Origin of the sequence: Streptomyces platensis, from assembly GCF_008704855.1 — a bacterium.
In the GTDB taxonomy this organism is placed as follows: domain Bacteria; phylum Actinomycetota; class Actinomycetes; order Streptomycetales; family Streptomycetaceae; genus Streptomyces; species Streptomyces platensis.
Window position 1 is genome coordinate 3,312,108 of the sequence record NZ_CP023691.1, and the last position, 26,967, is coordinate 3,339,074.

The window sequence follows — 26,967 nt, forward strand, 5'->3', positions numbered from 1 at the left end:
ATGAGGCGTTCGGGTAGCCGCGCGCCCATGGCTCCACCACAGGAGAACACCAAAATGATCAAGAGAAAATTGACAAGCGGCATCCGCCGCCGCTCGCTGCTCGCGGGGGTAGCGGCGCTCGGCGCATCGGGTGCGATGGGAGCGGTCACGGGCTGCTCCCAGGTCGATGTCTCGGGCGCGACCGGCGGCGGACATCTCCTCGAGGATCTGCGGAAAAAGGGCACCGTCCGCATGGGCATCGCCAGCGAACCGCCCTACGCCTCGATCAACAGCAAGGGCGAGCTGACCGGCGAGGCCCCGGCCGTCGCCAAGACGATCTTCCGGCGGCTGGGGATCAAGAATTTCGAGCCGGTGCCGGTCGAATTCGGTGCACTGGTGCCGGGTCTGCATTCCTTCCAGTACGACGTGATCGTTGCGGGCATGTTCATCAACAAGGCCCGCTGTGCGGCCGTCCTCTTCTCCGACCCGGATTACGAGAGCAAGGACGCCTTCCTCGTACGAAAGGGAAACCCGGACGACATCCACTCCTATGCGGACATCGCCAAGGGGAAATACCGGATGGGTTCCGGCATCGGCTATGCCGAGATCGACTACGCGGTCGGCAATGGCGTCAAGAAGGACGCCATCCAGACCTACGGTGACCAGATCGCCGGGATGGAGGCCCTGGAAGCGGGCCGTATCGATGTCTTCGCCGGCACCGCGCTGACCATGATCGAGGCGCTGAAGACCGGTGGGCACCCCAAGGTGCAGATGACCAGTCCGTTCACGCCGGAGGTCGACGGGAAACCCCAGCGGGACGGCGGCGGTTACGGCTTCCGGCTGGGCGAGACCAAGCTCCGCGACGCCTTCAACAACGAGCTGCAGAAGATGAAGAAGAGCGGCGAACTCCTGCGTATCGCCAAGCCGTACGGCTTCACCAAGGAGTTCATGACCGACCTCACGGCGAAGGAGCTCTGTAAAAAGTGACCGGCGCGCTGTGGGAACTGTTCTTCGAAGGGCTGTGGATCACCATCCAGCTGATGGTCTACAGCGCCGCCCTGGCCGCTGTCGTCGCCTTCGGCATCGGCCTGTCACGCACCTCGCGGTTCTGGATCGTGCGCTTCCTGTCGGGTGTCTATGTGGAGTTCTTCCGCGGCACCTCGGCACTGGTCCTGATGTTCTGGCTGTTCTTCGCGCTGCCGCTGCTGGGCTGGCAGCTGGTCGGCATCTGGGCGGGCACCCTGGCGCTGGGCCTGTCGTACGGCGCGTACGGCTCCGAGGTCGTCCGCGGTGCGCTCCAGGCGGTGGCCCCCGCCCAGCGGGAGGCGGCCATCGCGCTGAGCTTCTCGCCCTGGCAGCGGCTGCGGAAGGTGATCCTGCCGCAGGCCGTCCCCGAGATGATGCCGCCGTTCAACAACCTGCTGATCGAGCTGCTCAAGGGCACCGCGCTGGCGTCGCTGCTGTCCATCGGTGAACTCACCTTCCAGGCCAAGCTGGCCCGGCTGTCGACCGGACAGAGCGCCGAGATCTACGGAATCATCCTCGTCCTGTACTTCGCGGTCGCGTTCGTGATGACCCGGATCATGCGGGTGCTGGAGCGCCGCGCCAAGGCTTCGGTCGGCCGGTCGGTACCCAAGGGTGAGGGCTGGTTCTCCCGCAAACTGCCCGTCGAGAAGCAGGGCCCCGAGGCACTGGCCACCGGAGGAAAGCCGTGAACAACTGGTCATGGAGCTACATCGGGGAGATCATGCCCGAGATCCTCAAAGGGCTGTGGATCACCATCCAGGCGACCTTCTACGGCTCGCTGGTGTCCTTCGCGCTCGGGCTGGTCTGGGCGATGGCCCTGCGTTCGCGGAGCCGCTGGGTGACCTGGCCGGTCAGCGTCTTCGTCGAGTTCGTCCGCAACACCCCGCTGCTGGTGCAGCTGTTCTTCCTGTTCTTCGTGCTGCCCGGCTGGGGGCTCACCTTCGCGCCGCTGACCACCGGCGTCATCGGCCTGGGCCTGCACTACTCGACGTACACCTCCGAGGTCTACCGCGCCGGTATCGACGGTGTGCCGCCCGGCCAGTGGGAGGCCGCCACGGCGCTGAACCTGCCGCGCCGGCGCACCTGGATCGCGGTGATCCTGCCGCAGGCGTTCCGCCGGGTGGTGCCCGCGCTCGGCAACTACGTCATCGCGATGTTCAAGGACACGCCGCTGCTGGCCGGTATCACCGTCGCCGACATGCTCTTCCAGGCGAACAGCATCAGCGCCACCACCTTCGACTACCTGGAGCCGATCACCGTCGTCGGCATCCTCTTCGTGGTCATCTCCTACCCCACTTCTCTCCTCCTGCGAGCCCTGGAGCGTCGTCTTGTCCGCTGACAGCACCCCCTCGAAAGAAACGGCCAACCCGGCGGTGGACGGAGCCGAGCTGATCCGCTTCGACCATGTCACCAAGCGGTTCGGGACCAACACCGTCCTGGATTCCCTGGACTTCACCGTCTCCTCGGGCAAGCACGTCACCCTCATCGGCCCGTCCGGCTCCGGCAAGACCACGATTCTGCGGCTGCTGATGACGCTGCTGAAGCCCGACGAGGGCACCATCAAGGTCGGCGGCGCCTATCTCACGCACGAGGAGAAGGGCGGCAAGCTCGTACCGGCCGGGGAGAAGCACATCCGCGAGGTGCGCAAGAACATCGGCATGGTGTTCCAGCAGTTCAACCTCTTCCCCAACATGAAGGTGCTGCGGAACATCACCGAGGCGCCGGTGCACGTCCTGGGGATGGAGAAGGACGCCGCCGAGGAGCGGGCCCGCGAACTCCTGGACCTGGTGGGCCTGACCGAGCACCTCGACAAGTACCCGACCCAGCTCTCCGGCGGCCAGCAGCAGCGGGTCGCCATCGCCCGCGCGCTGGCGATGCGCCCGCAGGTGCTGCTGCTGGACGAGGTGACCTCGGCGCTCGACCCCGAGCTGGTCGCCGGGGTGCTCGACGTCCTGCGGGACATCGCGCACACCACGGACATCACCATGCTCTGTGTCACCCATGAGATGAACTTCGCCCGGGACATCTCGGACGACGTCCTGATGTTCGACGCCGGGCGGGTCATCGAGTCCGGCTCCCCGGAGAAGATCTTCACGGAGCCGGAGCACGAGCGCACCCGGGAATTCCTGAGCGCCGTGCTCTGAACGGCACCCAGCAGGCAGTGAGTTCGGGTGGTGGGCCCTCGCGGGTTCACCACCCTTCTCCGGGACGGCGTGCGACCGTACGGCGTACGTCGCCGGCGCCCATCACTGTGACCTTGGCATATGCCAAGGTCGCGCGCCCCAGTACAGCTGACCCGGGCCCGCTTCTTTTCAGTCAAGACCCTCTCCTTCGGAGGCCGTTGGCCGCTATCGTGAGGGCAGCCCCGTTGCCCGGGAGCGGCCGCGCCAGCCCGGCCGTGACCACCGACGGCGGTCACGACGCAAGCGGTAACAACCTGCTAGGGGGACACCGTGGCGCTGAAGCCCGAGCCGACCGCGCCGTTCCATTCGGTGCAGTACGCCCTTCGCGTGCTCGAAACGGTCTCCAGGCACGCCGAGGGCGTGACCGATGCGCAGATCGCCCGCGAGACGGGCCTGTCCCCGGGCCACCTCGGCCACATGCTGGCGATGCTCCGGCGCGAGGGCTATGTCGAGCAGGTCACCGACGGCGCGTATGTCATCGGCGACTCGCTCCTGCTCCTCGGCTCGGGCGGCGACCGCGACCAGGCACTGCGCGACAAGCTCCAGCGCACCCTCGACCAGCTGCGCGACTCGGTCGGCGCGGCGGTCTACATCAGCCGGTACATCGACGGCGAGGTGAAGATCCTCCACTACGCCGACGGACCGCTGGCCCCCAAGGTCAACGAGTGGGCCGAATTCCACCGCACGGCGCACGCCAGCGCGGTCGGCAAGTGCCTGCTCGCGCAGCTCGACCACGACGGCCGCAAGGACCACCTCTCCCGCCACAAGACCGCCCGGCTCACCTCGCGGACGATCACCAACGAGAAGGTCCTGTTCCACAAGCTCGACAGCCAGCCGCCCACGGTCCCCGTTCTCGATCTCCAGGAGTACGCCGTGGGCACGGTCTGCGCGGCGGTCCCGATCACCGCCGGTGCGACGGTCGGCTGCCTCGCACTGTCGATGCCGCTCGAACACGCCCACCGGCTGCGCCAGGCGGCCGACACCCTCAACCGCCAGGCCGCCCCGGTCCTGCTGTCCCTGGCGATCTGAGCGGGAGCGCGGACCCCGCCGTCTCGGCGGCGTTCCCGGAGGGCACCGCTCCGCGGCCGTGGTTCTGAGCACCCCTCTCGACCAGGTAGTATTTCTTTCGTCAGCGCGCGCCGCTAGCTCAGTTGGTTAGAGCAGCTGACTCTTAATCAGCGGGTCCGGGGTTCGAGTCCCTGGCGGCGCACGTATCGAGTGGGCGTTTCCGGTTCTCCGGAAACGCCCACTTCGTTGTGTCCGGGGATACGGAGAGGATCACCGGTGCGGCGGCCGGTCTCTTCCCTCGGGGGCGGTGCCTGGTGCTGGACGGCCCCAGGCCCCCAGGCCCCCGGGAAGCGAGTGCAGGGGGGAGGGCAGGGTGAGGGCCGCACCGATCGTGCCCGTCTCGACGCACGGGACGGGCGGCGGCGCGGGCGGGAGGAGCGCTTCGGGTCAGGCCGCCCTCGTGAGGGGAGCCTCCGTGGGGCGGGCCGCGGCCTGCACCAGGGCCGTATAGGTGCGGCGGAGGGCGATCAGGGACTCCTGGGCCTCGCGGTAGACGGCGGCGTCGGGGCCGCCACGGTGGGCGAGGGTACGCACCGGGGCACAGTGGCGGTCCATCGCACTGAGCCAGGCACGGTGCTGCGCCGGGAGATGGCGGCGCAGCAGCTGTCGGCGGCCCTCGCGCAGGCGCCGGGCGCCGATGCCCAGTACGGCGTCGGCCGCCTGGAGCACCGGTGGTTCCAGGGCACCTTGTCCGGCGAGCGCGCCGAGCACCGCGCGCTGCTGCGGGGTGGCCGGCGCGGCCGACAGTTCCGCCGCCTCGGCGAGGAGCTGGGCGCGCAGCGCGTGCTGGACCCGGACCAGCCGGCGCAGCGCCGTCGGGGTGGAGGAGTCATCGGGCGACCGGCCGGCCAGGGTCTCGGCGAGCCGGAAGAGCCAGATCCCGTGTGCCTCCAGGCGGGTCGCGGCCAGCATCAGCCGGTCCAGCCGGCTCAGCGGTTGGCCTTCCGGGGCCCAGCGGACGATCGGCACGAGCGTCTCGGTGCGGGCCAGTTGGTCGATGGGGATATGGCGGCGGGGTTTGCGTTCCGGCGCCCAGTTGTGGAGCGCGAGGGTGGGCAGCGCGACGAACTGATCGTGGCCTATTCGGTGCGCGATCGCCGCCCAGAGGTCCAGGAACGCCTCGTCGGCGACCTCCCGCGCGGCCGGCGCCTGGGGGTCGATCCCGCACCAGCCGCAGGACACCGCGATGACCGCGATCCGCATGGCGGCGGCCTCCGCGTTACGCAGCGAGAGCCGGGAGACGCGCTGCCGGAGCGCCGCCAACTCCTCGGCGCGGTGCGCCCGTTCGACGAGCGCGACGGCGGCCTCCCGGTCGGGTGCGACCGCGGCCGCGCGGGCCATGGCGTCCAGCCGGGTCCAGGTGCCGATCAGCGAACGGACGGGCGGCCGCTCGGGCAGAAAGCCGTGCGCACAGGGGTCGTGCGCGGCGATCGAGGCGGCGTCGGCGGGCCCGTCCGGGTCCCCGTCGGCACGGCCTGGCCGGGGGGCGACCGACTGCCTCTTGCCCTCCCGGGCGGCCGGGTGCGTGGCCTCCTCCGCCCGGGCCGGTCCGGTGGCGCGGCGCGGGGTCGGTAGCGGGGAGGTGGGCGTGGCGGCGGGCGCAGGGGTGGCGGACGGGGTGCCGGCGGCGGACGGTCTGCCGGGGCCCGGCGGGGTATCGGGGCCGGACGGTATGCCGGGGACCGGTGGCGTATCGGGGCCGGACGGTATGAGGGCGGTGGACGGTACGTCGGCGCCGGGCGGGCTACCGGGGGCGGGCTCCGTGGTGGCGGGCGATGCGCCGGGGCTCGCCACCGGGAGGGCCGCTGCGTGGGCCGGGCGAGCGGGGCCGGGCGCGCCGGGCCCGGCAGTCGTCGCCTCGGCCGTCGTCAGCGTCACCGGTCCGGTCGCCGTCACCGGCTCGGCCGTGGTCACCGTTCCGGCCGCCGTGACCGGCCCGGCCGTGGTCGTCTTCGTGATTGCCGTGTCCCCCATCAGCATTTCCCCGCGAACAGCCGGGCCAGGTGGGCGTCCATGTCGAGGTAGCCACCCTCATGGCCGGGCGGCACGATCGCCGCGGTCTGCTCCAGCCAGGCGGTCAGCTCCGCCGCGCGCACCGAGAGCTCGCAGACGCTGTCGTCGGTGGACAGCTCGATATGTACGCGGCGCGATTCGCCCGGCCGGCGGAAGGACCACACCCGCACGTCTCCCTCCCCTGCCTCGTCATGCAGCCCGGCCAGCAGGAGCTCGCGGGCGAACAGCCAGGTGGCGACCGTCTGGCCGCGGCTGAGGAAGGCGACCTCGACCTCGTACGGGCGGTCACTGCGGTAGCTGAACCGGCCGGCCACCGGAACTGCTTCGTCCGGCCCGAGGAGGAGCCGCATCTCAAGGGTGCGCTTGGCTGTCGACACCACGACGATCAACCTTTCCGACGGAGGGGCGAGTCCCGGGGACCCGGTCCGGGGCTGCGCGTCCTGGCAGACGTTGCTGTGGAGGGTGGGGTTGCGGCAGGCGCAAGAGGAGTGACGGACGCCATGGCCGGCGCCCTCTGGACAATGTTCAGTTCTTGCGTCCCAGCGCTCGCCTCAGCCTCTCAACCGGCAGGAGATACCGCATGTTGACGGGGCGACTGGTGTGATTGCGGAAGGAAAGGGACGAAGCGGGGCTTTACTGAATGATTCGGGCGACGATCGAGGGAAGATCTCAAGATCGAGTGGCTTTTGCCCCGTATGCCGGAGAACTCGCCCGAGGCGGGAGGAGCGCGCGAGGGGGCGTCGCGAGTGGCAGGGATCACATCGGCCGGGCGCGTGAGCAGGGCGGTCGCGGGTACGGAGCACCCCCCGAGTTCGTGTAAAGTTCTTCAGGTCAGCACGCGCCGCTAGCTCAGTTGGTTAGAGCAGCTGACTCTTAATCAGCGGGTCCGGGGTTCGAGTCCCTGGCGGCGCACGACACACTGAGGCCCCTCGCCATGCGAGGGGCCTCAGTCGTATGTCCGGCCGCATGGAGGCCGGGGACGCAAGATCGCCCGCCAGGGTGGAACGTTTGTGCGAGGTGCGCTGACGTCGTACGCCGCACGCCGCACGCCGCGCACCGCATGCCACTCGCCGCATGCCGCATGCCGCGACGAGCCGCCTCTTGGAGAACGGGGCCGCCCCCTAAGGGCCATCCATCGACACCGCCGGACGGCTCACCGCGTCGCGTCCGCCCCCACGCGAAGCCGGACACCGTGCCACCGGACCCGCCGCGCTGTCGAGGGGGCGGCGCGGGCGCCGGGGGTCCTGGGCCCGACGTTCAGCCAATTCCCCGTACTGGCAAGTTACTTATGGGGACTCGGCGGTTCATGCCGAATCCGTCGCGGATCTGCCCATCCCCTGTTTTGCGGGTGAATTCCTTCAGATACTGTTCCAAATCGCACGCAGAGCCACAAAGGTGCCTGCCGGCCTCTACCGCCGTGCCGCCTCGAAGCGCAAATCGTGCCGTCCTGCGCGTCCGAATCCGCCGACTCTCCTTATTGCATTGCCAGTTGCCGACGGACTTTTACGAACGAGCGGCGTCGCCTTTACCGGAAGGGTAACTCTGCGCTTACGGAGCATGCTATTCCAGTTATTGAGACACCAGCTGTCAACAAGCCGGAAATCGGCTGCTGTTCCAGGTCAAAGCACTGCTCCCGATGCCATAGGGCGTCCGGATATTGCCTCTTCCGGTGTCCGTACCTTGTGTTGCATCTTGCAATCGGCTCGACCGTTCGGCACTCTGACCTGGGAACTCGGTCCAAATGCGGGCGGGGTTCCCAGGATTGGGAAGAAAGGGATACGCCGGTTGGCGTGATGTGAACGCGGGGACCCCACTGCTTGGCAGGATTACGGGGCGTTCCTCACACCACCGGAACATGGCCGTCACCGTCACACGGCACGGACGGCCGAGACCAGTGAGCCCGAGACGGTCGAGGGGACCGGGAAATCGGGCTATCAGCACACGGCACGCAGCCAGTTGCGTGCGGGGGGATGGGCCCATGACGTCGCCACCTGAGGGTGCCCGGCCGCAGCACACGTACGATTCGTCCGCCACCGCGCGCCTGCGGGTGCCACGTCAGCACCGGCAGCGGCGCACCCCGCGCAAGCCGCTGCCGCGCTACGACTACGAGCACTACAGCAGACTCGCCGGGCCGCTCACCCAGCCCGACCCGGACAAGCCGTACAAGGTCCGCTATCGCTCACTGCTCGCCGACGAGCCGCACCGCATCCGGGCCGCGCTGCTGCTCGGTGCCGCGCCGCTGCTCTCGTTCGGGCTGCTGATCTGGCTGATGCAGCCGAACCACTGGACCGAACGCGACTACCCCGCCTACGAGTTTCTGCCGGTGCTGGACGGCGTCATGCTGGTCGCGATCGGGCTGATCGAGTTCTTCCGGTGCATGAACGTGCTGTCCAACGCGCATGCCACCCTCGTCGCCCGCGACCCCATACCCGTCATACCCGAGAGCGGCACCCGCGTCGCCTTCCTGACCTCCTTCGTGCCGGGCAAGGAACCGCTGGCCATGGTCACGAAGACGCTGGAGGCGGCGGTCAAGATCCGTCACCGCGGGCTGCTGCACATCTGGCTGCTGGACGAGGGTGACGACCCCGAGGTCAAAGAGGTCTGCCAACGTCTGGGCGTGCACCACTTCTCCCGTAAGGGCATCCCGGAGTGGAACCAGCCCAAGGGGCCGCACCGCGCCAAGACCAAGCACGGCAACTACAACGCCTGGCTGGCGGCGCACGGCGACGACTACGACTACTTCGCCTCCGTCGACACCGACCATGTCCCGCTGCCCAACTACCTGGAGCGGATGCTGGGCTTCTTCCGCGACCCGGACGTGGGCTTCGTCATCGGCCCCCAGGTGTACGGCAATTACGACACCTTCGTCACCAAGGCCGCCGAGTCCCAGCAGTTCCTCTTCCACGCGCTGATCCAGCGGGCCGGCAACCGCTACGGCGCGCCGATGTTCGTCGGCACCTCCAATGCCGTACGCATCAGCGCGCTCAAGCAGATCGGCGGGCTGTACGACTCGATCACCGAGGACATGGCGACCGGGTTCGAGATCCACCGGCACCGCAATCCGCAGACCGGCAAGAAGTGGCGCTCGGTCTACACCCCGGATGTGCTCGCGGTCGGTGAGGGGCCCACGGCCTGGACGGACTTCTTCACCCAGCAGCTGCGCTGGTCCCGCGGGACGTACGAGACGATCCTCAAGCAGTTCTGGAAGGCGCCGTTCACCCTGCCGTTCGGCCGGCTGGTCAACTACACCATGATGGTGATCTTCTACCCGATGTCGGCGCTGAACTGGATCCTGGCGGCGCTGAGCTGTGCGCTGTTCCTGGGTCTCGGCGCCTCGGGTGTGGAGATCGATCCGACGGTGTGGATGATGCTGTACGGCAATGCCTCGGCGCTCCAGATCGGCCTGTACATCTGGAACCGGCGGCACAATGTCTCCCCCCACGAGCCGGAGGGCTCCGGCGGTGTCGCCGGCATGGTGATGTCCGCGCTGTCCGCGCCGATCTACGCCCGGTCGCTGTTCGATGCGGCACTGCGCCGCAAGAGCAAGTTCGTGGTCACGCCGAAGGGCGACTCGTCCAGCCCGGACACGCTCTTCGGGACGTTCCGGGTGCATCTGTTCTTCCTGCTCGTCTTCGGCGGCTCGCTGATCGCCTCGTTCGTGCTGGGGCACAGCCATCCGGCGATGGTCATCTGGGCCGTCCTCGCGATGCTGATCACCGCAGCGCCGATCGTCGCCTGGCGGCGGAGCGTACGCGACGAGAAGCGGAAGCGGAGTGCGGCCGGCGGCGGCAGCTCCGATGCTTCGGGGGGCGGCTCCGGTGCCGTGGCCGGCGGCTCCGATGCCACGGCCGGGAGCGAGGGTTCTTCCGCGACGGCCGTCGGCGGGGGCTCGCCCGCGACGGCCGCTGACCAAGCCGCCGCTCCGGCCGACGGCCGTGCCGCCGACCCGGCCGCCACCACTGAACAGACCATGCAGATCGCCCTTGGGGGACGTCACACATGAAGTACCGTCCGAGCCGTCGCACCCGCAGAGTGGCGATAGCAACGGCGGTGGTGCTCGCGCTGGCCGGGATGAACGGGCCGGCTCTCTATGGCTTCGCCTCGGAGCAGTACCACCAGTACGTGATCAACAAGCCGGAGTACAAGGCGAAGAACGGTCACTGGGATGTCCTCGACGTCCCGCAGAAGTACCGCATCAACACCATCCATGCGGCCCTGCTGCACACCGGAAAGGTGCTGCTGGTCGCGGGCTCCGGCAACAACGCGGCGAATTTCAAGGCCAAGTCGTTCCGTACGGTCCTGTGGGATCCGGAGAAGAACACCTTCAAGAACATCCCCACCCCCAAGGACCTCTTCTGCTCCGGGCACACCCAGCTCCCGGACGGCAAGCTGCTGGTGGCCGGCGGTACCCAGCGCTACGAGAAGCTGAACGGCGATGTGAAGAAGGCCGGCGGCCTCATGATCATCTACAACGAGGACCCGGACGGCCCGAAGACGTTCCCGGCCGGCACGCTCTTCACCGGCAAGGAGAACGGCAAGACCTTCGCCGCCAAGGACCCGGTCGTGGTGCCCCGGGCGAAGAAGGTCACCGACCGGGCAACCGGCAAGGTCACCGTCGTGCACAGCGAGGCCCGGGTCTATGTCGAGGCGCTGAAGGACGGCCCGTCGCACTCCACGGGCACCCAGGACAACTACCGCATCCACGGTCTGACCGGCGCGGACGCCCGTAACTTCTACGGCATCGCGCAGAAGCTGTCCTTCGACAAGAAGGACTTCCAGGGGATCAAGGACAGCTTCGAGTTCGACCCGGTGGCCGAGCGCTATATGCCGGTCGACCCGATGAACGAGGCCCGCTGGTACCCGACGCTCACCACGCTTCAGGACGGCAAGGTGCTGTCCGTCTCCGGACTGGACGAGATCGGGCAGGTGGTCCCCGGCAAGCAGGAGATCTACGACCCGAAGACGAAGAAGTGGCGCTATCTGCCCAAGCGGCGCTTCTTCCCGACCTACCCGGCGCTCTTCCTCACCGACCAGGGCCGGATCTTCTACACCGGCTCCAACGCCGGCTACGGCCCCGACAACATCGGCCGCACGCCCGGCATCTGGGACCTGAAGTCCAACAAGTTCCAGGTCGTGCCCGGGATGAGTGACCCGAAGATCCTGGAGACCTCGATGTCGGTGCTGCTGCCGCCGGCCCAGGAACAGCGGTACATGGTGCTGGGCGGCGGCGGGGTCGGCGAGGACCCGAAGGCCACCGACAAGACCCGGATCGTGGATCTGCACGCACCGTCGCCGCGCTTCAAGGACGGTCCGCCGCTGTACGCGAAGGCCCGCTACCCCAGCAGCGTGATCCTTCCGGACGACACCGTGCTGACCACGAACGGCTCCGGTGGCTACCGCGGGCGCAGCGCCTCCAACGTGCTGAAGGCGGAGCTGTACGACCCGGCGGCCAACACCGCCCGGGAGGTGGCCGATCCGCTGGTGGGCCGCAACTACCACTCCGGTGGGCTGCTGCTGCCCGACGGCCGGGTGATGACCTTCGGCTCGGACTCCCTCTACGCCGACAAGGACAACACCAAGCCGGGCGTCTTCCAGCAGCAGATCGACCTCTACACCCCGCCGTACCTCTACGGGAAGTCGCGCCCGAAGCTGACGGCCGGGGCGGCGAAGACGCTCAAGCTCGGCCAGCGCGCGACCTACGGCGCCCCGCACGCCGCCGGCATCAAGAAGATGCGGCTGATGCGGCCCGGCTCGTTCACCCATGTCACCAATGTCGAACAGCGCTCCATCGCGCTGGACTTCACAGTGACGAAGGACGGGAAGGGGGTCACGGTCACCCTGCCGAAGGATCCGTCGCTGGTGCCGCCCGGGTGGTACATGCTCAACGCGGTGGACGGGGAGGGGACTCCGTCGAAGGCGGTGTGGGTGAAGGTCGCGCCCGAGCGGCAGTAGGGATCGGTTGCCGTGACGGCGACCGGGTGGTCGCCGTCACGGCAGGCGCTGGGCGCGGTGGTTACTTCGCGCCGTGGGCCAGGCCGAGGGCGTACTTGGGCCACCAGGTGCCCGCCTTGGGGCCGCCCTTGCAGGTGCCGTCGGACTCGCCGGGACGCTTGATCCACAGGTAGGCGGCTATCTGGGGGTCGTCGGTCTTGGTGGTGGGTGCCGCGCCCAGGGCGCGGCCGGGCGGGTTGCACCAGTTTTCCGGGTCGTCGCCGCCCGGTGCCGGGCCGTTGCCGTTACGGCTGGTGTCGATGACGAAGCGCTTGCCGCCGACCATGGCGGACAGCTTCTTGCCGTACTTCGTGTTCTCCGCGGTGGTCTGGTAGTTGGAGATGTTCAGCGCGAAGCCGTCGGCACGGTCGATACCGGCCCGCTTGAGCGGCTCGACCATCCGGCCCGGGTCCTTGATCCAGTGGGGGTTGCCGGCATCCAGATAGACCTTGGTGCGCGGCAGCGCCTTGAGCTTGCCGACCGCCTCCGTCAGCAGGGCGTAGCGCTCCTCGTGGAACTGCTGCGGGGTGCACTTGTCCGCGATGTGCGGCAGGGCGTCGGGCTCCAGGATGACGGTGGTGGCGCGGTTGCCGATGCCCTTGAGCACGCCGTCCAGCCAGGCGCGGTACGCGTTGCCGTCGGCGGCGCCGCCCTTGGAGTAGCTGCCGCAGTCGCGGTGCGGGATGTTGTAGAGCACCAGCAGCGCCTCACGGTCGGCCTTGGCGGCCGCCTCGGTGAAGCCGCGGGCCTCGCCCTGCGGGTCGTCGACGCCTATCCATTCGGCGACCGGCTGCGTCGCGATCTTGTTGACCAGGCGGGCGTCGCCGGACTTGCCGTCCTTGCCGTACGCGGACACCTGGCGGGCCGCCTTGCTGTCCGGGTTGACCCAGAACGGGGCGACGGACTTGGGGCGTTGGCCGGGTCTGTCCGGCACGCTGCCGTCGCTGTCGCTGTCGGAGCAGCCGGCGAGCAGCAGCAGAGCCAGTGCCCCCACCACCGCCCTCGACGGCGTCGCACCGGCAGGCGCGGAGCGCCGCCGGCCGTCGCGGGATCCGCCCGGCGAACCGACCCCGGCCATCCGTCGCAGATTGCCGTACATCCACTCCCCCCTCGGAGCACGAACACGGAACACGGTCGGCAGGGGACCACCGGCCGCATCCATCGTGGCACACCCCGACTTGCCCGGGTCGGCCTGTGGACGAGCCGCGCACCGAGCGCGGCGCGGGGCGGGGCCGAGGGGGCCGAGCGTTGATGTCGTGCAGGTGCGAGTGCGGCTGCGGGTGCGTCGTGGCCGGTCGCGCAGTTCCCCGCGCCCCTAAGGTGCGCGATGCTCCTGGTAGGACGTCAGGTAGGCGGAGACCACCACGATCACGTGGGTCGACTCGCCGCCGTCCTGCCGGCCGTGGGCGGCGGTGCGGCTGATGTCCTCGGTGATCAGGCGGAGTTCGGAGCGGCCGCGGTCGTGGGCGGCGTAGGCCCGGCGCGGGTCGAAGCGGTGGCGGTCGTAGAGCTGGACGTCCTCGATGGTGAAGCGTGCGGTGCTGCCGTCGGCGCGCTGGATGTCCACCTGCTCCCCCGGCTTGAGCTGGGACAGGCGGTGGAAACCGGCCCGTTGGGCGTCAGGGGCGTGGATGCCCCGGCGGCCGTCTTCCGGGCCTCCGGCGTCCGTACGGGCCACGAGCAGCGCCGCGCCCGCCTCGCCCGGTTGCGGCCCTTCGGCGTACCAGCCGACGGGCTGCGGGGAGGTGTACGGGGGCGGGGCGAGGAGGCCGTCGCCGTCGAGGCCCCGTTCGGTGATGCCGGCCTCCCGTACGCCGAGCGCGTCGATGGTGATCCCGACGGGCCGTGCGGTGGTTGCGGCAGGTACCGGGGCGTGCGCATGCGGAGGCGCCTGCCGGCCCAACGGGCGTCCGGCGGCGGCAACATCACCGGTCGTGGCGAGCTGCGCGGCCACCTCGTCCGCCAGATCCCGGCCCCACAACCACAGCCCCAGCAGCAACACCGCCCAGGCCACACCGCCGAGCAGCCGCCCGGGGCGGTGGGTGGAGGCGGGGCCCGGGCCGGGGCCCGTGCCCGTATGGGCGCCGGAGCCCCTGCCCGTAACGGCGCCGGGGCCCGCAACCGCATCTGGGCCGGGGCCGGGGAAGGCATGGGCGCCCGGTAGGGCAAGGGAGTTGAGCGCCTTACGGGTGCCAGGGGTGCCGGAGGCGCGGGAGGCTCCCGGCCCTCTGGGCGCGGCTGCCACGGTTCTCGTGCCGTCCGCGTTGCCGTCCGGGCCGGATACGCCGGGTCTGGCGGTCACCCCGACCGCACTCGCCCGCCCCTCCTCGTCAGCGCTCATCGGCGTCGCCCCGCCGCTCGCGGCGCAGTCTCAGCCGGAGCCGGAGCAGCTGCCCCGCGATGACCAGGATGGCGCCACCGGCCAGCACCAGACCCACAGCCGAGGTACTGCTCAGCTCACGGCTCGATGCGGCTTGGGATTCTTTGGCGGGGTGGGATTCTTTGGCGGCTTTGGCGGCTCGGGCGGCGTGGGTGGCTCGCGAGGCCCCGGCCCCCTTGGCCGCGTACGCAGCGGCTCCAGCTCTGCCGGTCTCGGCGGCCGGAGCGAGAGAAGCCGGATAGGTGTCGGGCGCGGAGCCGGAGCGGATGTGGCCGGCGCCCACGACCGGGCCCACGACCGGGCTCCCGCCAGTGCGGGTGCGCGGCGCCCCCTCATGGACGGCCACGGATCGCACGACGGCCCGCCCAGCAGTGCCGCCCGTGCCCCGTGAGGCAGGGGTGACCTGGACCGTTGCGGTTCCGGTGGCGCGATCGTCCGCGCCGTACGCGGGTGCCGGCGCCGTCGTCACCGCGCACGCCGCGACCGCGGCACAGAGAGCAAGTTGCCGTGAGCGCATGGTGAACCTCCGATACCTCCGAAGGTCCGCCTACGCGAGCCCGCCCGCATCCGGTGCGGTCCGAGGCTGCGCCGTTCGGGTGGGGCTCCTGGGCCACCGGCGGCCCGCGGCCGGATCAGGCCGCGGACCGGACAGCAGGCCGGTCCGCGGCAGGCCACGCCGGGCCGAACCGGGCAGCGGCCCGGCCCGGGCCACGGGGCAGACCACCACCAGCCCGCTCAGGGCACCGCCCCCCGGTCACACCAAGTCGATGAGATCAGCGATCGAGTCCACCACACGGGAGGGCCGGAACGGGTGCCGGTCGACTTCCTCGGGGCGGGTGAGGCCGGTCAGGACGAGGAAGGTCTCCATGCCCGCCTCCAGGCCGGCCAGCACATCGGTGTCCATCCGGTCGCCGATCATGGCGGAGGTCTCGGAATGGGCGCCGATGACGTTCAGTCCGTGCCGCATCATCAGCGGGTTGGGCTTGCCGACGAAGTACGGGTCGATGCCCGTCGCCTTGGTGATCAGCGCGGCCACCGACCCGGTAGCGGGCAGTGCGCCCTGCGGGGAGGGGCCGGTCTCGTCGGGGTTGGTGGCGATGAACCGGGCGCCGTCGTTGATCAGCCGGATCGCCTTCGTCAGGGCCTCGAAGCTGTAGGTGCGGGTCTCGCCGAGGACCACGTAATCCGGGGAGTGGTCGGTCAGCACGTAGCCGATGTCGTGCAGGGCGGTGGTCAGGCCCGCCTCGCCGATGACGTAGGCGGTGCCGCCGGGCCGCTGGTCGTCCAGGAACTGGGCGGTGGCCAGCGCGGAGGTCCAGATGGACTCCCACGGGACGTCCAGGCCGATGCGGTTCAGCCGGGCGTGCAGATCACGCGGAGTGTAGATGGAGTTGTTGGTCAGGACGAGGAAGGGTTTGCCCGATTCGCGCAGCCGCTTGATGAAGGCCTCCGCCCCGGGAACCGGAATGCCCTCGTGCATCAGGACGCCGTCCATGTCGGTGAGCCATGACTCGATCGGCTTGCGCTCTGCCACTGCCGGACTCCTGCCGTGCGTGAGGACCAGGGGCGCCGACCGCCTCCCGCACGCGCCGCGGACCACACGGGGTAACCCACGCGTCGTACGTACGGCCGACGCCCCCACCCTAAGTCAGCCCCTGTGCCCCTGACCCTGGTGATTCCCTCGGTCTTCGGCCGGCCGGGCAGCGCCCACACCCCGGCTCCCGGCGATCCGCAGCACATCGCGCAGCGCCCTGGCGCACCGTCACCCGTGCGCCGTCCCCCGCAGCGCCGTCACCCGGAGCGCGTCTCCTGCCCGGCGACGACGGGCCCGGCACCCCCGCGCAGTGCGGAGCCGCCCCCGAACAGCGGTGCCAGCACCAGCTCCGCCGCCCCGTCCGCGACCACCTGGGCGCCGCCCCGGGCGAGCGCCACCGGGACCGCGGTCCGGCCGCGGGCGCGGGCCTGGGCGTCGAGGGCCCCGGCCACGCCGGACCGGAACCCGTCGGGGTTCTCCAGTACGGTGCGCCCGCCGAGCAGCACCCGGTCGATGTCCAGCAGCTCGACGAGGTTGGCGGCGCCGGCCCCCAACACCTCGGCCGCGCCCGGCAGATCGCCGCGGGCCACCGCCGCCAGGCACAGCGCCTCGATGCAGCCGCGCCGTCCGCAGCCGCAGCGCGGCCCGTCCCACTGCACGGTCTGGTGCCCGAACTCCCCGGCGCCGGTACGCGGGCCGCGGTAGAGGCTGCCGCCCAGGACGAGCCCCGCGCCCAGGCCGGTGCCCAGATGCAGATAGCCGAACGAGCCGGCGCCGGCCGGCATCCCCTGGGCCAGGCCGAGTGCGGCCGCGTTGGTGTCCTTGTCGAGGACGACGGGCAGGCCGAGGCGTTCGGCGAGCGCGCCCCGCAGCGGGAAGCCGTCCCACCGGGGCACGCCGGTGACCCGGTGCAGAACTCCGGTGGTGTGGTCCAGCGGCCCCGGGCAGGCCACCCCGGCGCCCAGCACCGGCGGCCCGCCGGCCTCCGCGCGCAGCGCCGCGACCTCCCGCGCGGCGGTGTCGAGCACCGGCCCGGCGCCCGCCTCGAAGGCGAGCGGGGCGCGGCGTACGGCGACGGCGGCACCGGTGAGATCGGCGAGTACGGCGATGAGCTCATCGCGGTCCAGGTGCAGTCCGACGGCGTGCCGGGCGCCGGGCACCAGCCGCAGGACGGTGGCGGGCTTCCCGCCCGTGGAGGCGCGGCGCCCCGCCTCGACGGCCAGCCCCTCGGCCCGCAGCCGCGCGGTGATCTTGCTGACGGCCTGGGGAGTCAGCCCGGTCCGCGCGGCGAGCTCCAGCCGGCTGAGCCCCTGCTCACCGGCCGCCCGGAGCAGCCCGAGCACCAGCGCGGCATTGTGGCCACGCAGCGCGGGGAGGTTGGCGCCGGGATTTCCGGTGGCGGCCGGACTTGCGGGGGTGCCCGGGGCCCCAGTGACGGCCGGGCCTCCGGTGATACCCGGCCCTCCGTCGGCGCCCTGCTTCCCGCCCGCGCCCGGACGTCCGGCGCGCCCCGCCGGGGAGATGTCATCGCTGCTCACCCACCCATTGTCCGCATCGCTTGCACTTTGGCAACAGCGTTGCTTAAGTGGAGCTCATGAGCAGCGAGACGAGCGACCCCACCGGCACCGCCGCCCCCCACGGCCCGCTCCGCGTCGGCCTCATCGGCTACGGCCTGGCCGGCTCGGTTTTCCACGCCCCCCTGATCGCGGCCACCGACGGCCTGCGGCTCGACACCGTCTCGACCTCCGATCCGGAGCGACAGGCCCAGGCCCGCGCCGAGCATCCGCAGGTCCGTACGGTCGACACCCCCCAGGCGGTGCTGGACCGCGCCGCGGACCTCGATCTGATCGTGCTGGCGTCGCCCAACAAGACCCATGTGCCGCTCGCCACCGCCGCGTTGGAGGCCGGGCTGCCGGTGGTCGTCGACAAGCCGCTGGCCGCGACCGCCGCCGAGGCCGAGAAGCTCGCCGCGCTCGCCGAGGAGCGCGGACTGCTGCTCTCCGTCTTCCAGAACCGCCGCTGGGACAACGACTTCCGCACCGTCCGCCGGCTGATCGAGGACGGCGTCCTCGGCGACATCCAGCGCTTCGAGTCCCGCTTCGAGCGCTGGCGTCCGCAGCCCAAGGGCGGCTGGCGCGAGTCCGGCGACCCGGCGGAGATCGGCGGACTGCTCTACGACCTCGGCAGTCACCTCGTCGACCAGGCGCTGACCCTGTTCGGCCCGGTCGTCTCGGTCTACGCCGAGTCCGACATCCGGCGTCCGGGCGCGGAGGCCGACGACGACACCTTCCTCGCCCTCACCCACGCGAGCGGCGTCCGCTCCCATCTGTGGGTGAGCGCCACCACCGCCATGCTGGGCCCGCGCTTCCGGGTGCTGGGCAGCCGGGCGGGCTATGTGAAGCACGGTCTGGACCCGCAGGAGGCCGCCCTGCGCGAGGGCCTGCGGCCCGGCGCCGAGGGCACGGAGTGGGGCGTGGAGCCGGAGTCCTGCCGGGGCCGGCTCGGCGCCGGTTCGTCCCCGCAGACCGGCGGCGGCGAGCCCGTACCGACCCTGCCGGGCGACTACCCCGCGTATTACGCCGCGATCGCCCATGCACTCCGCGAGGGCGGCCGCCCACCGGTCACCGCCACCGAAGCCGCGGCCGCCCTCCGCGTCCTGGAGGCTGCCAAGCTGTCCGCCACCGAAGGCCGCACGGTCCACATCGAGGCAGGCCCATGAGCCCGTCCGCCCCGGGCAGCGGCACGCTCACGGCCCCGGCCGCCCCGGACCGAGGCACGCACACGACCCCGGCCGGTCCGCGCCCGGTGGACGACGAGCTCCGCGAACTGGCCGCGCAGGAAGAGCGGCTGGTCCTCGGCGCCTTCAGCAACGACGACGCCTGGCGCCTGGGCTCGCTTCTCGTGGAGCTGGCGCAGGAGCGCGGCGCCGCGGTGACCATCGGTATCCGGCGCGGCGCCCAGCAGCTGTTCCACTGCGCGCTCCCCGGCACCTCCGCCGACAACGACGCCTGGATCGCCCGCAAGTCCGCCGTCGTAGAACGCTACGCCGAGTCCTCCTACCTTCGGCCTCTCGACGGGCGTGACTCCGTCTCGTGTGGAGCAGCAAGTCATGCGCGATGATGCGACGCGGCCCAGGATCGCTATGTGAACAGGCGGACGTCGCCGTCGCCTGATTCCGGACCAGACCTGGCAGCCCGTGCCGCGTCTCCGCGATCTGGAAGGACCCACATGCCGATCGTCCTGATCTCCCCCGAGTTCACACAGGAGCAGTACGAGGAGACCAACCGCAAGTTGACGGGGGCCAAGAGCCGGATGGAATCTCCAGCCGACTGGCCCGTAGAAGGTTTGCTCGCACACATCGCGGGCCAGGGCGAACGCTCCTTCCGCGTCGTCGACGTCTGGGAGTCCGAGGAGGCCCTCAACCGCTTCGCCGAGATCCTCATTCCGATCCTCCGTGAAGCCGGTGTCGAGGGCGACCCGGAAGTGTATCCGGCACTCACCTATGTGTCCGCCTAGGTGATCAGCCGCCTCGGGGCGGTGCTGTGCCCGTCCCAGCGGCGCCGATGCCGCCGGCGGGAAGCCTCTTCTCGTCGCCCGCGCCTGGACCTCCGGTGAAACAGCCGAGACCGACGAGGCCCCTCCCCTCAGGCGTCCTTGAGTACCTGGCGCTGCTGGCCCAGCCCGTCGATCTCCAGTTCCACGACATCGCCGGCCCGTAGATACGGCTTGGGATCCGGGTGGCCCATGGCGACGCCGGCCGGGGTGCCGGTGTTGATGATGTCGCCCGGGTAGAGGGTCATGAACCGGCTGACGTAGCGGACCACTTCGGCCACCGGGAAGATCTGCTGGGCGGTGGTGCCGTCCTGCTTCGGCTCGCCGTTGACCCACAGCCGCAGGCGGAGGTTCTGCGGGTCGGGCACCTCGTCGGCGGTCACCAGCCAGGGACCCAGGGGGTTGAAGGTCTCGCAGTTCTTGCCCTTGTCCCACTGGCCGCCGCGTTCGATCTGGAAGGCGCGTTCGGAGACGTCGTGCGCCACGGCGTAGCCGGCCACCGCGGCCAGTGCCTGGGCGTCGGTCTCCAGGTAGCGGGCGGTCCGGCCGATGACGACGGCCAGCTCCACCTCCCAGTCGGTCTTCACGCTGTCCCGCGGGACCAGCACGGTGTCGTCGGGGCCGACGACGGTGTCCGGGGCCTTCATGAAGAGGATCGGCTCCGCGGGGGTCGCGGCGCCGGTCTCCCGGGCGTGGTCGTGGTAGTTCAGCCCGATGCACACGATCTTGCCGATCCGGGCCACCGGCGGGCCGGTGCGCAGCCCGGCCCCGTCGAGTCGCGGCAGTTCCCCGGAGGCGGCGGCGGTACGGATCCGCGCCAGCTCTCCCTCGTCGGCGAGGAGGGTTCCGTCGATGTCCGGCACCAGGCCCGACAGGTCCCGCAGGGTCCCGGAATCGTCGAGCAGCGCCGGGCGTTCCGTCCCCGCCGGTCCGACTCGCAGCAGCTTCATCGGTTCCACTCCCGTGGTCGAAGGTCGGCCCGGAAGGGATCTCCCGGGCCGGCCGATGGGGGACGGCCATCGAGCGATTTGGCTGATCGTCCAAGAACGGGGTCCGGTCCGCAAGACCCCGTTCACGGACTGGACCGTTACCGAGGGGTAGTGGTGAGGGGGTCGGGTGTTGTGCCGCCGGAGTGCGGGGCGGCCTCATCCGCCGGGCGGGATCCGGCCCCGGAATTGCCCCTCGTCCGGGAGTTGGCCCGGGCGCGGGCCGCCCGCTGCCGGGCCGCGCGGCTCTTCGGCGTACGCCGGTCCGCCCGCTGCTGCGCCGCACGCTGCCGCGGGGCACCCTCGCCCGACACCCCATCAGCCGCGGCGGACCCCGGCGCCGCTGCCGCCGCCGTGGACGGCTGCCCCACGACGGAGGCTGCCTTCCCCTTCACCGCAGCCACCTTCGCCTCAGCCGCCTTCGCCTTCCCCGGTGCGGCCACCGCGTCCGCCGCGCCCGTCTCCGCCGCGCCGCGCCCGCGCTCCCGGTGCAGCAGCGCCCGCTCGCACGCCGTCCAGGTCGTCGTCGTGACCATGTAGAGCCCGGCGGCCAGCGGCACCACCGCCACCGTGATCAGCGTGCCGAAGGACAGCAGCGGCATCACCTTGGCCATGGAGGACATCCCGGGCATGGCGGCGCTGCCCGCGGCCGGCTGCGGGGCCTTGGCCATCGTGGCGCGGGCCCGCCGGAAGTTCCAGGTGGCGACCGCGGCGACCAGCACGAAGAGTCCGGCGTAGACCAGCCCCTGCGGGCCGAGGACGCCGCCGTGGGCGAGCGCCTCGGTCCAGTGGCCGCCGAGCGGCGCACCCAGCAGCGTGTGATCGAGGAGGTCGCCGCCGCCGGTCGAGAACAGGTGGTACATCACGAAGAAGACGGGCAGTTGCAGCAGCGTCGGCAGGCAGCCGGCGAGCGGCGAGGAGCCGGTTTCGGCGTAGAGGTCGGTCATCGCCTTCTGGAGCCGCTCGGGGTTGCCCTTGTGCTTGCGCTGGAGTTCGGCGAGCTGCGGGGCGAGCGCCGTACGGGCCTTCTCACCGCGGGCCGCGGCGCGGGCGAGGGGGTGCAGCGCGGCGCGTACCCCCAGGGTGAACAGAACGATGGCGGCGGCCATGGCCGCGGTGCCGAAGAGCGGGGCGATCGCCTGGGCGCCGTGCGCCAGCGCATCGCCGAGGAAGCCGAACATGGACATGCGTGAGCCCTCCACGGGTCTCGTCGTGCCGGGATGTGGATTCGGCGTGACGAGCCGCGCGGACGCGGAAAGAGCGGTACGGGGACCGGACCGGTGCGCCTACGCGGCCGTCGGGAGGGGACGGCCCGGTGCCCGGGGACGCGGGCGGCCGGCCGCGTCGGGATCACGTTGGGGCAGGAATGCCGTGCGCCGCTCACGGTCGCGGATGGCCGTACGGATCCGGCCCGGCGGTACCGGCCGCGCGCAGGCCGCGATCAGGAAGGCGCGGCACAGGAGCAGCAGCGCGGTGGTGGTCGCGGCGGCGGTCAGAGCCGTGGTCAGACCGGTCTGGGTGACCAGGAAGCCGGCCAGGACGAAGAGGAGTGCCGAGGTGTGCAGGCGCCAGGCATCGACGATGCGGTACATCCGGCGCCCTCCTCAGGTTGTCCGGTCGTCAAGACTTGTCGTCTTCCGCTCAAGAGTAGCCATACCTCTGGGCAGCCGGGAGGCCGGTGGGTAGCTTGCGCCCTCTCTGCCGTCGGGGGCGGCGGGGAGCAGGGGGAAATCAAGGGGGAACACCTAGGAGGTGCTGTGCGCGACATCAGCGTCCCGGCCCTGGCGGCCCCACTACGGAGCGGCGGTCTTGCCGACTCCGTCTTCGACACCGCCGCCCACCAGCCGGATTTCGCTCAGCTCGCCCGCCGCGACGACCACACACCCGGCGACTGGCAGGAGGTGTCGGCGGCGGAATTCCGTGACGAGGTCATGGCCCTGGCCAGGGGGCTGCTGGCGGACGGGATACGGCCCGGTACCCGGGTCGCGCTGATGTCCCGTACGCGCTACGAGTGGACCTTGTTCAGTTATGCGCTGTGGGCGATCGGCGGGCAGCTCGTCCCGGTCTATCCGACCGCCTCGGCCGAGCAGCTGCGCTGCATCCTCGCCGGGGCGAAGGTCACCGCGATCGTCGTCGAGAACGAGGCACAGGCGATGACCGTCGCGGAGGCCTGCGACACCCGGGCCATGCTGCGCCGGCTGTGGCAGCTGGACCTGGACTGCGTCCGGCGGCTGACGGAGGAGGGCACCCGGCTGACCGAGGCCGATGTGCACCGGCTGCGGCACGCGGTCGGCCCGGGCGACATCGCGGCGATCGTGTACACGTCGGGGACCACCGGCCGGCCGCGCGGCTGCGTGATCACCCACGCCAACCTCGCCGCGGGGTGCGACACCCTCTACGCGGGCTGGGGCGGGCTGCTGGCCGCGCCCGGCGAACGCCCGTCGCTGCTGGCCTTCCTGCCGTTCGCGCACATCTACGGGCTGATGGTGCAGGTGGCGTGTCTGCGCGGCGGGGTGAAACTCGCCCATCAGCCCGATGCCACCTCGGACGAACTGCTGCCGGCGCTCGCCTCGTTCCGTCCGACGTTCCTGTTCGCGGTGCCGTACGTCTTCGAGAAGATCTGCGCCCGCGCCCGGCAGGCCGCGGAACAGGCGGGCCGGCGGCGGACGTTCGACGCGGCGATGACCGTCGCGGTGCGCTACGCGGAGGCCCTCGCGGCGGAGGCGCAGGGCACCGGGCGCGGCCCCGACCCGTTCCTGCGGGCCCGGCACGCGCTCTACGACCGGCTGGTGTACTCCCGCATCCGGGAGCTGCTGGGCGGGCGGGTGCGCACGGCGGTCTCCGGCGGCTCACCGCTGCTGCGGGAGCTGGGCCTGCTCTTCGCCGGCGCCGGGATCACCGTCTACGACGGCTACGGCCTGACGGAGACCAGCGGCGCGATCACCGTCCAGCCGCCCGGCCGGGTGCGCTTCGGGACGGTGGGCCTGCCGCTGCCGGGCAGCGCGGTGCATCTGGCGCTGGACGGCGAGGTGTGGGTGCGCGGCGCGGTGGTCTTCGCCGGCTATCTCGACGAGGCGGACGCACCGGACAGCGGGCTCTACGACGGCTGGCTGGCGACCGGCGACCTCGGACACCTGGACGAGGACGGCTATCTCGTCATCACCGGCCGCAAGAAGGACATCATCATCACCAGCAACGGCAAGAGCGTGGCCCCGCAGGGGCTGGAGCAGCGGCTGTGCGCCCATCCGCTGATCTCACAGTGTGTGGTGGTCGGCGACAACCGGCCGTATGTGACCGCGCTGATCACGCTGGACCCGGAGGCCCTGGAGCACTGGCACCACCTGCGCGAGGAGCCGGGCACCGGCAGCGAGGCGCCGACGCCGGAGGAGCAGCTCCAGGCGGAGGTGCGGCGGGCGGTGGCACGGGCGAACGCGTCGGTGTCCCGGGCCGAGTCGATCCGCGCCTTCCGGGTGCTGCCGGGCGAGTTCAGCCAGGAGGCCGGGCTGGTGACGCCGTCGCTGAAGCTGCGGCGGGCGGCGATCGTGGAGCGGTACGCGGCCGAGATCGACGCGCTGTACGCCCAGGGACGGCGGGAGGAGCCCGAGACCCGCCAGGAACGGCGCAGATGGGCGGCGGCGGGCCTCTACGCGCGCTGAGAGCGCGGGGCAGACCGCCTCTGGACGGGCCCGGCCGGGCATACGGCAGCCGGCGCACGTCACCCGTATCCGGCCGGGCCCGCCCGCGGCACCGTAGCAGTGCCGTGGCGGGCCCGGCCGTTATTTGTCCAGGGGTGAGGACCCACCACCGCGGGCCCGTCACGGCACTTAACGTCCGGTGGCATTCCAGTAGTGACGAACCGGGAGGCCGTGTGCGGTCCATCCTCAGCAATTCCGCAACATCCGGGCGGACCATCGCCACCGGACTGGTCGTGGCCGCGCTCGTGGCCACGCTCGCGGCGCTGCTGCTGCCCGTCCAGCTCTTCGGTGAGACCGCGTCCGCGGCGACCAACACCGTCACCTACGACGATGACGGCGGCGGCACGGTGAGCACCCGGTACGGTCCGCTGACCGCCATGGACCGGGACTTCGTGCGCAAGGTCAGACTCGCCGGCCTGTGGGAACTGCCCGCCGGCCGCCAGGCGCAGGAACGCGGGCAGACCGCGGCGGTCCGCTCAGCGGGCGCCATCCTCGTCGCCGGGCACACCGAGCTGGACCGGCGGTCGATCGAGGCCGGGCGGGCGCTGGGCATCTCCCTGCCCAACCAGCCCAACGCCGACCAGCAGGGCTGGCTCGCGCAGATGAACGCCGCCCAGGGTGACGACTTCGCCCCGACGTTCGCCGAGCTGCTGCGCCGCGCCCACGGCAAGGTCTTCGGCCTGGTGGCCCTGGTCCGCGACCAGACCAAGAACTCGATGGTGCGCGCCCTGGCGAACCGGGCCAACGACGTCGTCCTGCAGCACATCACGGCGCTGGAGAAGACCGGTGGCGTCGACTTCAACACGCTGCACAGCAGCTAGGCCACGGAGCCCCGGTATGTCACGGCGGCGCGGCCGGCGGCCCGGACGGCGGCGGACTCCCCCGCCCACCGCGGGGGACGCCCCGCGCCCACCACCACCCGCGACCCGGAAGAAACGACACCCGCACCCAACCGACACCCCTCACACCGGACGAAGCGAAGTGATCTCATGAGGCAACGGCAACAAGCCCATAAACGCTCGCGTTTGACGAACAGAATGCTGATCGGCGCCACCGCCCTGCTGCTGGGCGGCGGTGGTCTGGCCGTCTACGCCACCACGGCGCTGGCCGGCAACAACACACCGGACGCGGCGGCCGGCCATGCCCAGCACACCGCGAGCGCCTTCACCCTCTCCTGCCCCGATGTGGGCGAGCGGCTGCGCCAGGTACCCCGTAGCGCCAAGCTCCCGGTCTCCAAGGGGCTGTCCTCGCTCGACAAGCAGGTGCACGACGCGTACCACAAGATGATGGGCGGCACCGGCGACAGCGTCCTCACCGGGCTGAAGACGCAGCGCGCGAAGACCATCAAGATGATGGTCACCGCGATCTCCAAGGACGCGAAACGGCCCGGCTACCTGCTCAAGATGAGCGGCTGCACCATGAAGCCGGTCACCGAGGGCGCGGGCGCGGGCGGCAACGACTCCACGAAGTCCGTGCAGGACGGCTGGTATCAGGGCCAGACCCAGAACCAGACCCAGGGGCAGACGCAGGGCCAGTCCCAGGACCCCGGTCAGGTGCAGGGGCAGGTCGGCGGCCAGGCCCAGGACGGCGGGCAGCAGGACCAGAACGGCGGGCAGCAGCAGGGCCAGCCCGGCGGTCCGTCCCCCGACGACTTCGTCGACATCAACAACGTCCAGCCGAACGCGGACGCCCCGCCGTTCGCCGCCCCCCAGGGCGGCAACGCCTCGACCGGCACCTTCGTCACCGAGTGCGGCCGCAATGAGGACGGCCACTTCAACTCCGACAACGTCATCGTGACGCCGGGCGTCAGCAACGGCGCCCACCACACCCACGACTACGTCGGCAACAAGGCCACCGACGCCTTCGCCGACGACAACAAGCTCGCCGCCTCCGGCACCACCTGCGACAACGGCGACCAGTCCACCCACTACTGGCCGGTGCTGCGCAAGCTCGACGGCAACGCGGAGCAGAAGCCGGGCGCCGCGCAGGACGCCAACGTCGGCACGACGCTGACGCCGGCGACGGTGACCCTGACCTTCCGGGGCAGCCAGTCCGGCGAGGTCCGGGCGATGCCGCGCTTCCTGAAGATCATCACCGGCGACGCCAAGGCGTTCACCAACGGCACGAAGAACGCCAACGCCTCCTGGAGCTGCACCGGCTTCGAGGACCGGCAGCTGAAGGACAAGTACCCGCTGTGCCCCCAGGGCTCGCAGGTCGTGCGCACCTTCGCCTTCCAGAACTGCTGGAACGGCCGCGACATCGACAGCGGCAACCACCGCGACCACATGGCGTTCTCCGACCAGAACGGCAACTGCCCGCAGGGCTTCCAGGCGGTCCCGCAGCTCGTCCAGCGGATCACCTACGACGTCCCGCAGGGCCAGAGCTTCGCGGTGGACAGCTTCCCCGAACAGCTGCACAAACCGGTGACCGACCACGGTGACTTCATCAACGTGATGCCGGACAACCTGATGAGCAAGGCGGTCGACTGCATCAACAGCGGCCGCAACTGCACCTGACGGGCCCTCCGGCCGGGGCCCGCGGCCCCGGCCCCAGGCACCCG

Annotated in this window: 22 protein-coding genes, 2 tRNA genes and 1 pseudogene; 15 read left to right on the forward strand and 10 right to left on the reverse strand. The window is 71.0% G+C overall.

What is annotated here, in order from left to right:
* Window positions 1-27: 27 nt before the first annotated feature.
* The 6 genes from ehuB (at window position 28) to CP981_RS14510 (ending at window position 4,398) form a co-directional block, all read left to right on the forward strand.
* Window positions 28-966: an ectoine/hydroxyectoine ABC transporter substrate-binding protein EhuB gene (gene ehuB, locus CP981_RS14485; protein WP_167536098.1), complete on the forward strand. Its 939-nt coding sequence runs from the start codon at window positions 28-30 to the stop codon at window positions 964-966.
* Entirely contained in the window at window positions 963-1,694 is a 732-nt protein-coding gene (gene ehuC, locus CP981_RS14490; protein WP_085925414.1) for an ectoine/hydroxyectoine ABC transporter permease subunit EhuC, read from the forward strand. Before ehuB ends, ehuC begins: the two co-directional genes overlap by 4 nt.
* Window positions 1,695-1,726: 32 nt before the next feature.
* The gene (gene ehuD / locus CP981_RS14495; protein ID WP_042155561.1) at window positions 1,727-2,344 is read left to right on the forward strand and encodes an ectoine/hydroxyectoine ABC transporter permease subunit EhuD; all 618 of its coding nucleotides are present in this window, start codon (window positions 1,727-1,729) and stop codon (window positions 2,342-2,344) included.
* A complete protein-coding gene (gene ehuA / locus CP981_RS14500) occupies window positions 2,334-3,149 on the forward strand; it encodes an ectoine/hydroxyectoine ABC transporter ATP-binding protein EhuA (protein ID WP_167536099.1) in 816 nt (271 codons plus the stop codon). Before ehuD ends, ehuA begins: the two co-directional genes overlap by 11 nt.
* 309 nt (window positions 3,150-3,458) lie before the next feature.
* Window positions 3,459-4,217, forward strand: coding sequence for an IclR family transcriptional regulator (locus CP981_RS14505; protein ID WP_150522342.1), 759 nt, complete (start codon window positions 3,459-3,461; stop codon window positions 4,215-4,217).
* Window positions 4,218-4,324: 107 nt separating this feature from the next.
* Window positions 4,325-4,398: transfer RNA gene (locus tag CP981_RS14510), tRNA-Lys, on the forward strand.
* 245 nt (window positions 4,399-4,643) lie between these two features.
* Here CP981_RS14510 and CP981_RS14515 read toward each other — a convergent pair.
* Together CP981_RS14515 and CP981_RS14520 are read right to left on the reverse strand one after the other, a co-directional pair.
* Window positions 4,644-6,230 carry a hypothetical protein gene (locus CP981_RS14515; RefSeq protein WP_244329653.1) on the reverse strand — a complete coding sequence of 529 codons (1,587 nt, stop codon included), beginning with the start codon at window positions 6,228-6,230 and terminating at the stop codon, window positions 4,644-4,646.
* Window positions 6,230-6,649 (reverse strand): SsgA family sporulation/cell division regulator, encoded by a 420-nt coding sequence (locus tag CP981_RS14520; RefSeq protein WP_229894352.1) that lies wholly within the window; start codon window positions 6,647-6,649, stop codon window positions 6,230-6,232. The genes CP981_RS14515 and CP981_RS14520 overlap by 1 nt, the downstream gene beginning before the upstream one ends.
* A 458-nt stretch (window positions 6,650-7,107) precedes the next feature.
* Between CP981_RS14520 and CP981_RS14525 the strand changes: the two genes are divergently transcribed.
* From CP981_RS14525 to glxA, 3 genes are all read left to right on the forward strand, one after another.
* Window positions 7,108-7,181: transfer RNA gene (locus CP981_RS14525), tRNA-Lys, on the forward strand.
* A gap of 1,066 nt (window positions 7,182-8,247) precedes the next feature.
* Window positions 8,248-10,272, forward strand: coding sequence for a glycosyltransferase family 2 protein (locus tag CP981_RS14530; RefSeq protein ID WP_085925417.1), 2,025 nt, complete (start codon window positions 8,248-8,250; stop codon window positions 10,270-10,272).
* Window positions 10,269-12,221, forward strand: a complete 1,953-nt coding sequence (glxA, locus tag CP981_RS14535; protein WP_085925418.1) for a radical copper oxidase GlxA — start codon at window positions 10,269-10,271, stop codon at window positions 12,219-12,221. The genes CP981_RS14530 and glxA overlap by 4 nt, the downstream gene beginning before the upstream one ends.
* Window positions 12,222-12,282: 61 nt before the next feature.
* On the opposite strand, the gene CP981_RS14540 is transcribed toward glxA, so the two are convergent.
* The 5 genes from CP981_RS14540 to CP981_RS14560 form a co-directional block, all read right to left on the reverse strand.
* Window positions 12,283-13,359, reverse strand: a complete 1,077-nt coding sequence (locus CP981_RS14540; RefSeq protein ID WP_085925419.1) for a glycoside hydrolase family 6 protein — start codon at window positions 13,357-13,359, stop codon at window positions 12,283-12,285.
* Between the two features lie 216 nt (window positions 13,360-13,575).
* The gene (locus CP981_RS38605) at window positions 13,576-14,601 is read right to left on the reverse strand and encodes a sortase domain-containing protein (RefSeq protein ID WP_244329654.1); all 1,026 of its coding nucleotides are present in this window, start codon (window positions 14,599-14,601) and stop codon (window positions 13,576-13,578) included.
* A complete protein-coding gene (locus tag CP981_RS14550) occupies window positions 14,591-14,935 on the reverse strand; it encodes a hypothetical protein (RefSeq protein ID WP_143658894.1) in 345 nt (114 codons plus the stop codon). The genes CP981_RS38605 and CP981_RS14550 overlap by 11 nt, the downstream gene beginning before the upstream one ends.
* 459 nt (window positions 14,936-15,394) lie before the next feature.
* Window positions 15,395-16,174 (reverse strand): HAD-IIA family hydrolase, encoded by a 780-nt coding sequence (locus CP981_RS14555; protein WP_085925420.1) that lies wholly within the window; start codon window positions 16,172-16,174, stop codon window positions 15,395-15,397.
* A gap of 257 nt (window positions 16,175-16,431) precedes the next feature.
* A complete protein-coding gene (locus tag CP981_RS14560) occupies window positions 16,432-17,712 on the reverse strand; it encodes an ROK family transcriptional regulator (RefSeq protein WP_425282128.1) in 1,281 nt (426 codons plus the stop codon).
* A gap of 56 nt (window positions 17,713-17,768) precedes the next feature.
* Between CP981_RS14560 and CP981_RS14565 the strand changes: the two genes are divergently transcribed.
* The 3 genes and pseudogenes from CP981_RS14565 to CP981_RS14575 all read left to right on the forward strand — a co-directional run bounded on the left by CP981_RS14565 (window position 17,769) and on the right by CP981_RS14575 (window position 19,690).
* A complete protein-coding gene (locus CP981_RS14565) occupies window positions 17,769-18,893 on the forward strand; it encodes a Gfo/Idh/MocA family oxidoreductase (RefSeq protein WP_085925421.1) in 1,125 nt (374 codons plus the stop codon).
* A pseudogene (locus CP981_RS14570) lies at window positions 18,890-19,237 on the forward strand (heme-binding protein); the annotation flags it as partial. The gene CP981_RS14565 and the pseudogene CP981_RS14570, both read left to right, overlap by 4 nt.
* Window positions 19,238-19,402: 165 nt before the next feature.
* Window positions 19,403-19,690 (forward strand): hypothetical protein, encoded by a 288-nt coding sequence (locus tag CP981_RS14575; RefSeq protein WP_085925422.1) that lies wholly within the window; start codon window positions 19,403-19,405, stop codon window positions 19,688-19,690.
* Between the two features lie 128 nt (window positions 19,691-19,818).
* Here CP981_RS14575 and CP981_RS14580 read toward each other — a convergent pair whose 3' ends face one another.
* From CP981_RS14580 to CP981_RS14590, 3 genes are all read right to left on the reverse strand, one after another.
* Window positions 19,819-20,676, reverse strand: coding sequence for a fumarylacetoacetate hydrolase family protein (locus CP981_RS14580; RefSeq protein ID WP_085925423.1), 858 nt, complete (start codon window positions 20,674-20,676; stop codon window positions 19,819-19,821).
* A 137-nt stretch (window positions 20,677-20,813) separates the two neighbouring features.
* A complete protein-coding gene (locus CP981_RS14585; RefSeq protein WP_085925424.1) occupies window positions 20,814-21,899 on the reverse strand; it encodes a YidC/Oxa1 family membrane protein insertase in 1,086 nt (361 codons plus the stop codon).
* A gap of 99 nt (window positions 21,900-21,998) precedes the next feature.
* Complete coding sequence (locus CP981_RS14590) at window positions 21,999-22,304, reverse strand: DUF6412 domain-containing protein (protein WP_085925425.1); 306 nt, start codon at window positions 22,302-22,304, stop codon at window positions 21,999-22,001.
* A gap of 165 nt (window positions 22,305-22,469) precedes the next feature.
* Between CP981_RS14590 and CP981_RS14595 the strand changes: the two genes are divergently transcribed.
* The 3 genes from CP981_RS14595 (at window position 22,470) to CP981_RS14605 (ending at window position 26,923) form a co-directional block, all read left to right on the forward strand.
* Entirely contained in the window at window positions 22,470-24,368 is a 1,899-nt protein-coding gene (locus CP981_RS14595) for an AMP-dependent synthetase/ligase (RefSeq protein WP_085925426.1), read from the forward strand.
* A 212-nt stretch (window positions 24,369-24,580) separates the two neighbouring features.
* Window positions 24,581-25,228 carry a DUF4142 domain-containing protein gene (locus tag CP981_RS14600; RefSeq protein WP_085925427.1) on the forward strand — a complete coding sequence of 216 codons (648 nt, stop codon included), beginning with the start codon at window positions 24,581-24,583 and terminating at the stop codon, window positions 25,226-25,228.
* A gap of 216 nt (window positions 25,229-25,444) precedes the next feature.
* The gene (locus CP981_RS14605) at window positions 25,445-26,923 is read left to right on the forward strand and encodes a DUF1996 domain-containing protein (RefSeq protein WP_085925428.1); all 1,479 of its coding nucleotides are present in this window, start codon (window positions 25,445-25,447) and stop codon (window positions 26,921-26,923) included.
* Window positions 26,924-26,967 lie beyond the last annotated feature (44 nt).

What these genes read in the sequence shown, in the direction of transcription:
- CP981_RS14575 (WP_085925422.1), top strand. Translation starts at nt 19,403, where the DNA reads ATGCCGATCGTCCTGATCTCCCCCGAGTTCACACAGGAGCAGTACGAG.
- CP981_RS38605 (WP_244329654.1), bottom strand. Translation starts at nt 14,601, where the DNA reads ATGAGCGCTGACGAGGAGGGGCGGGCGAGTGCGGTCGGGGTGACCGCC.
- CP981_RS14530 (WP_085925417.1), top strand. Translation starts at nt 8,248, where the DNA reads ATGACGTCGCCACCTGAGGGTGCCCGGCCGCAGCACACGTACGATTCG.
- CP981_RS14515 (WP_244329653.1), bottom strand. Translation starts at nt 6,230, where the DNA reads ATGGGGGACACGGCAATCACGAAGACGACCACGGCCGGGCCGGTCACG.
- CP981_RS14580 (WP_085925423.1), bottom strand. Translation starts at nt 20,676, where the DNA reads ATGAAGCTGCTGCGAGTCGGACCGGCGGGGACGGAACGCCCGGCGCTG.
- CP981_RS14605 (WP_085925428.1), top strand. Translation starts at nt 25,445, where the DNA reads ATGCTGATCGGCGCCACCGCCCTGCTGCTGGGCGGCGGTGGTCTGGCC.
- CP981_RS14565 (WP_085925421.1), top strand. Translation starts at nt 17,769, where the DNA reads ATGAGCAGCGAGACGAGCGACCCCACCGGCACCGCCGCCCCCCACGGC.
- CP981_RS14540 (WP_085925419.1), bottom strand. Translation starts at nt 13,359, where the DNA reads ATGTACGGCAATCTGCGACGGATGGCCGGGGTCGGTTCGCCGGGCGGA.
- CP981_RS14590 (WP_085925425.1), bottom strand. Translation starts at nt 22,304, where the DNA reads ATGTACCGCATCGTCGATGCCTGGCGCCTGCACACCTCGGCACTCCTC.
- glxA (WP_085925418.1), top strand. Translation starts at nt 10,269, where the DNA reads ATGAAGTACCGTCCGAGCCGTCGCACCCGCAGAGTGGCGATAGCAACG.
- ehuD (WP_042155561.1), top strand. Translation starts at nt 1,727, where the DNA reads ATGCCCGAGATCCTCAAAGGGCTGTGGATCACCATCCAGGCGACCTTC.
- CP981_RS14585 (WP_085925424.1), bottom strand. Translation starts at nt 21,899, where the DNA reads ATGTCCATGTTCGGCTTCCTCGGCGATGCGCTGGCGCACGGCGCCCAG.
- ehuB (WP_167536098.1), top strand. Translation starts at nt 28, where the DNA reads ATGGCTCCACCACAGGAGAACACCAAAATGATCAAGAGAAAATTGACA.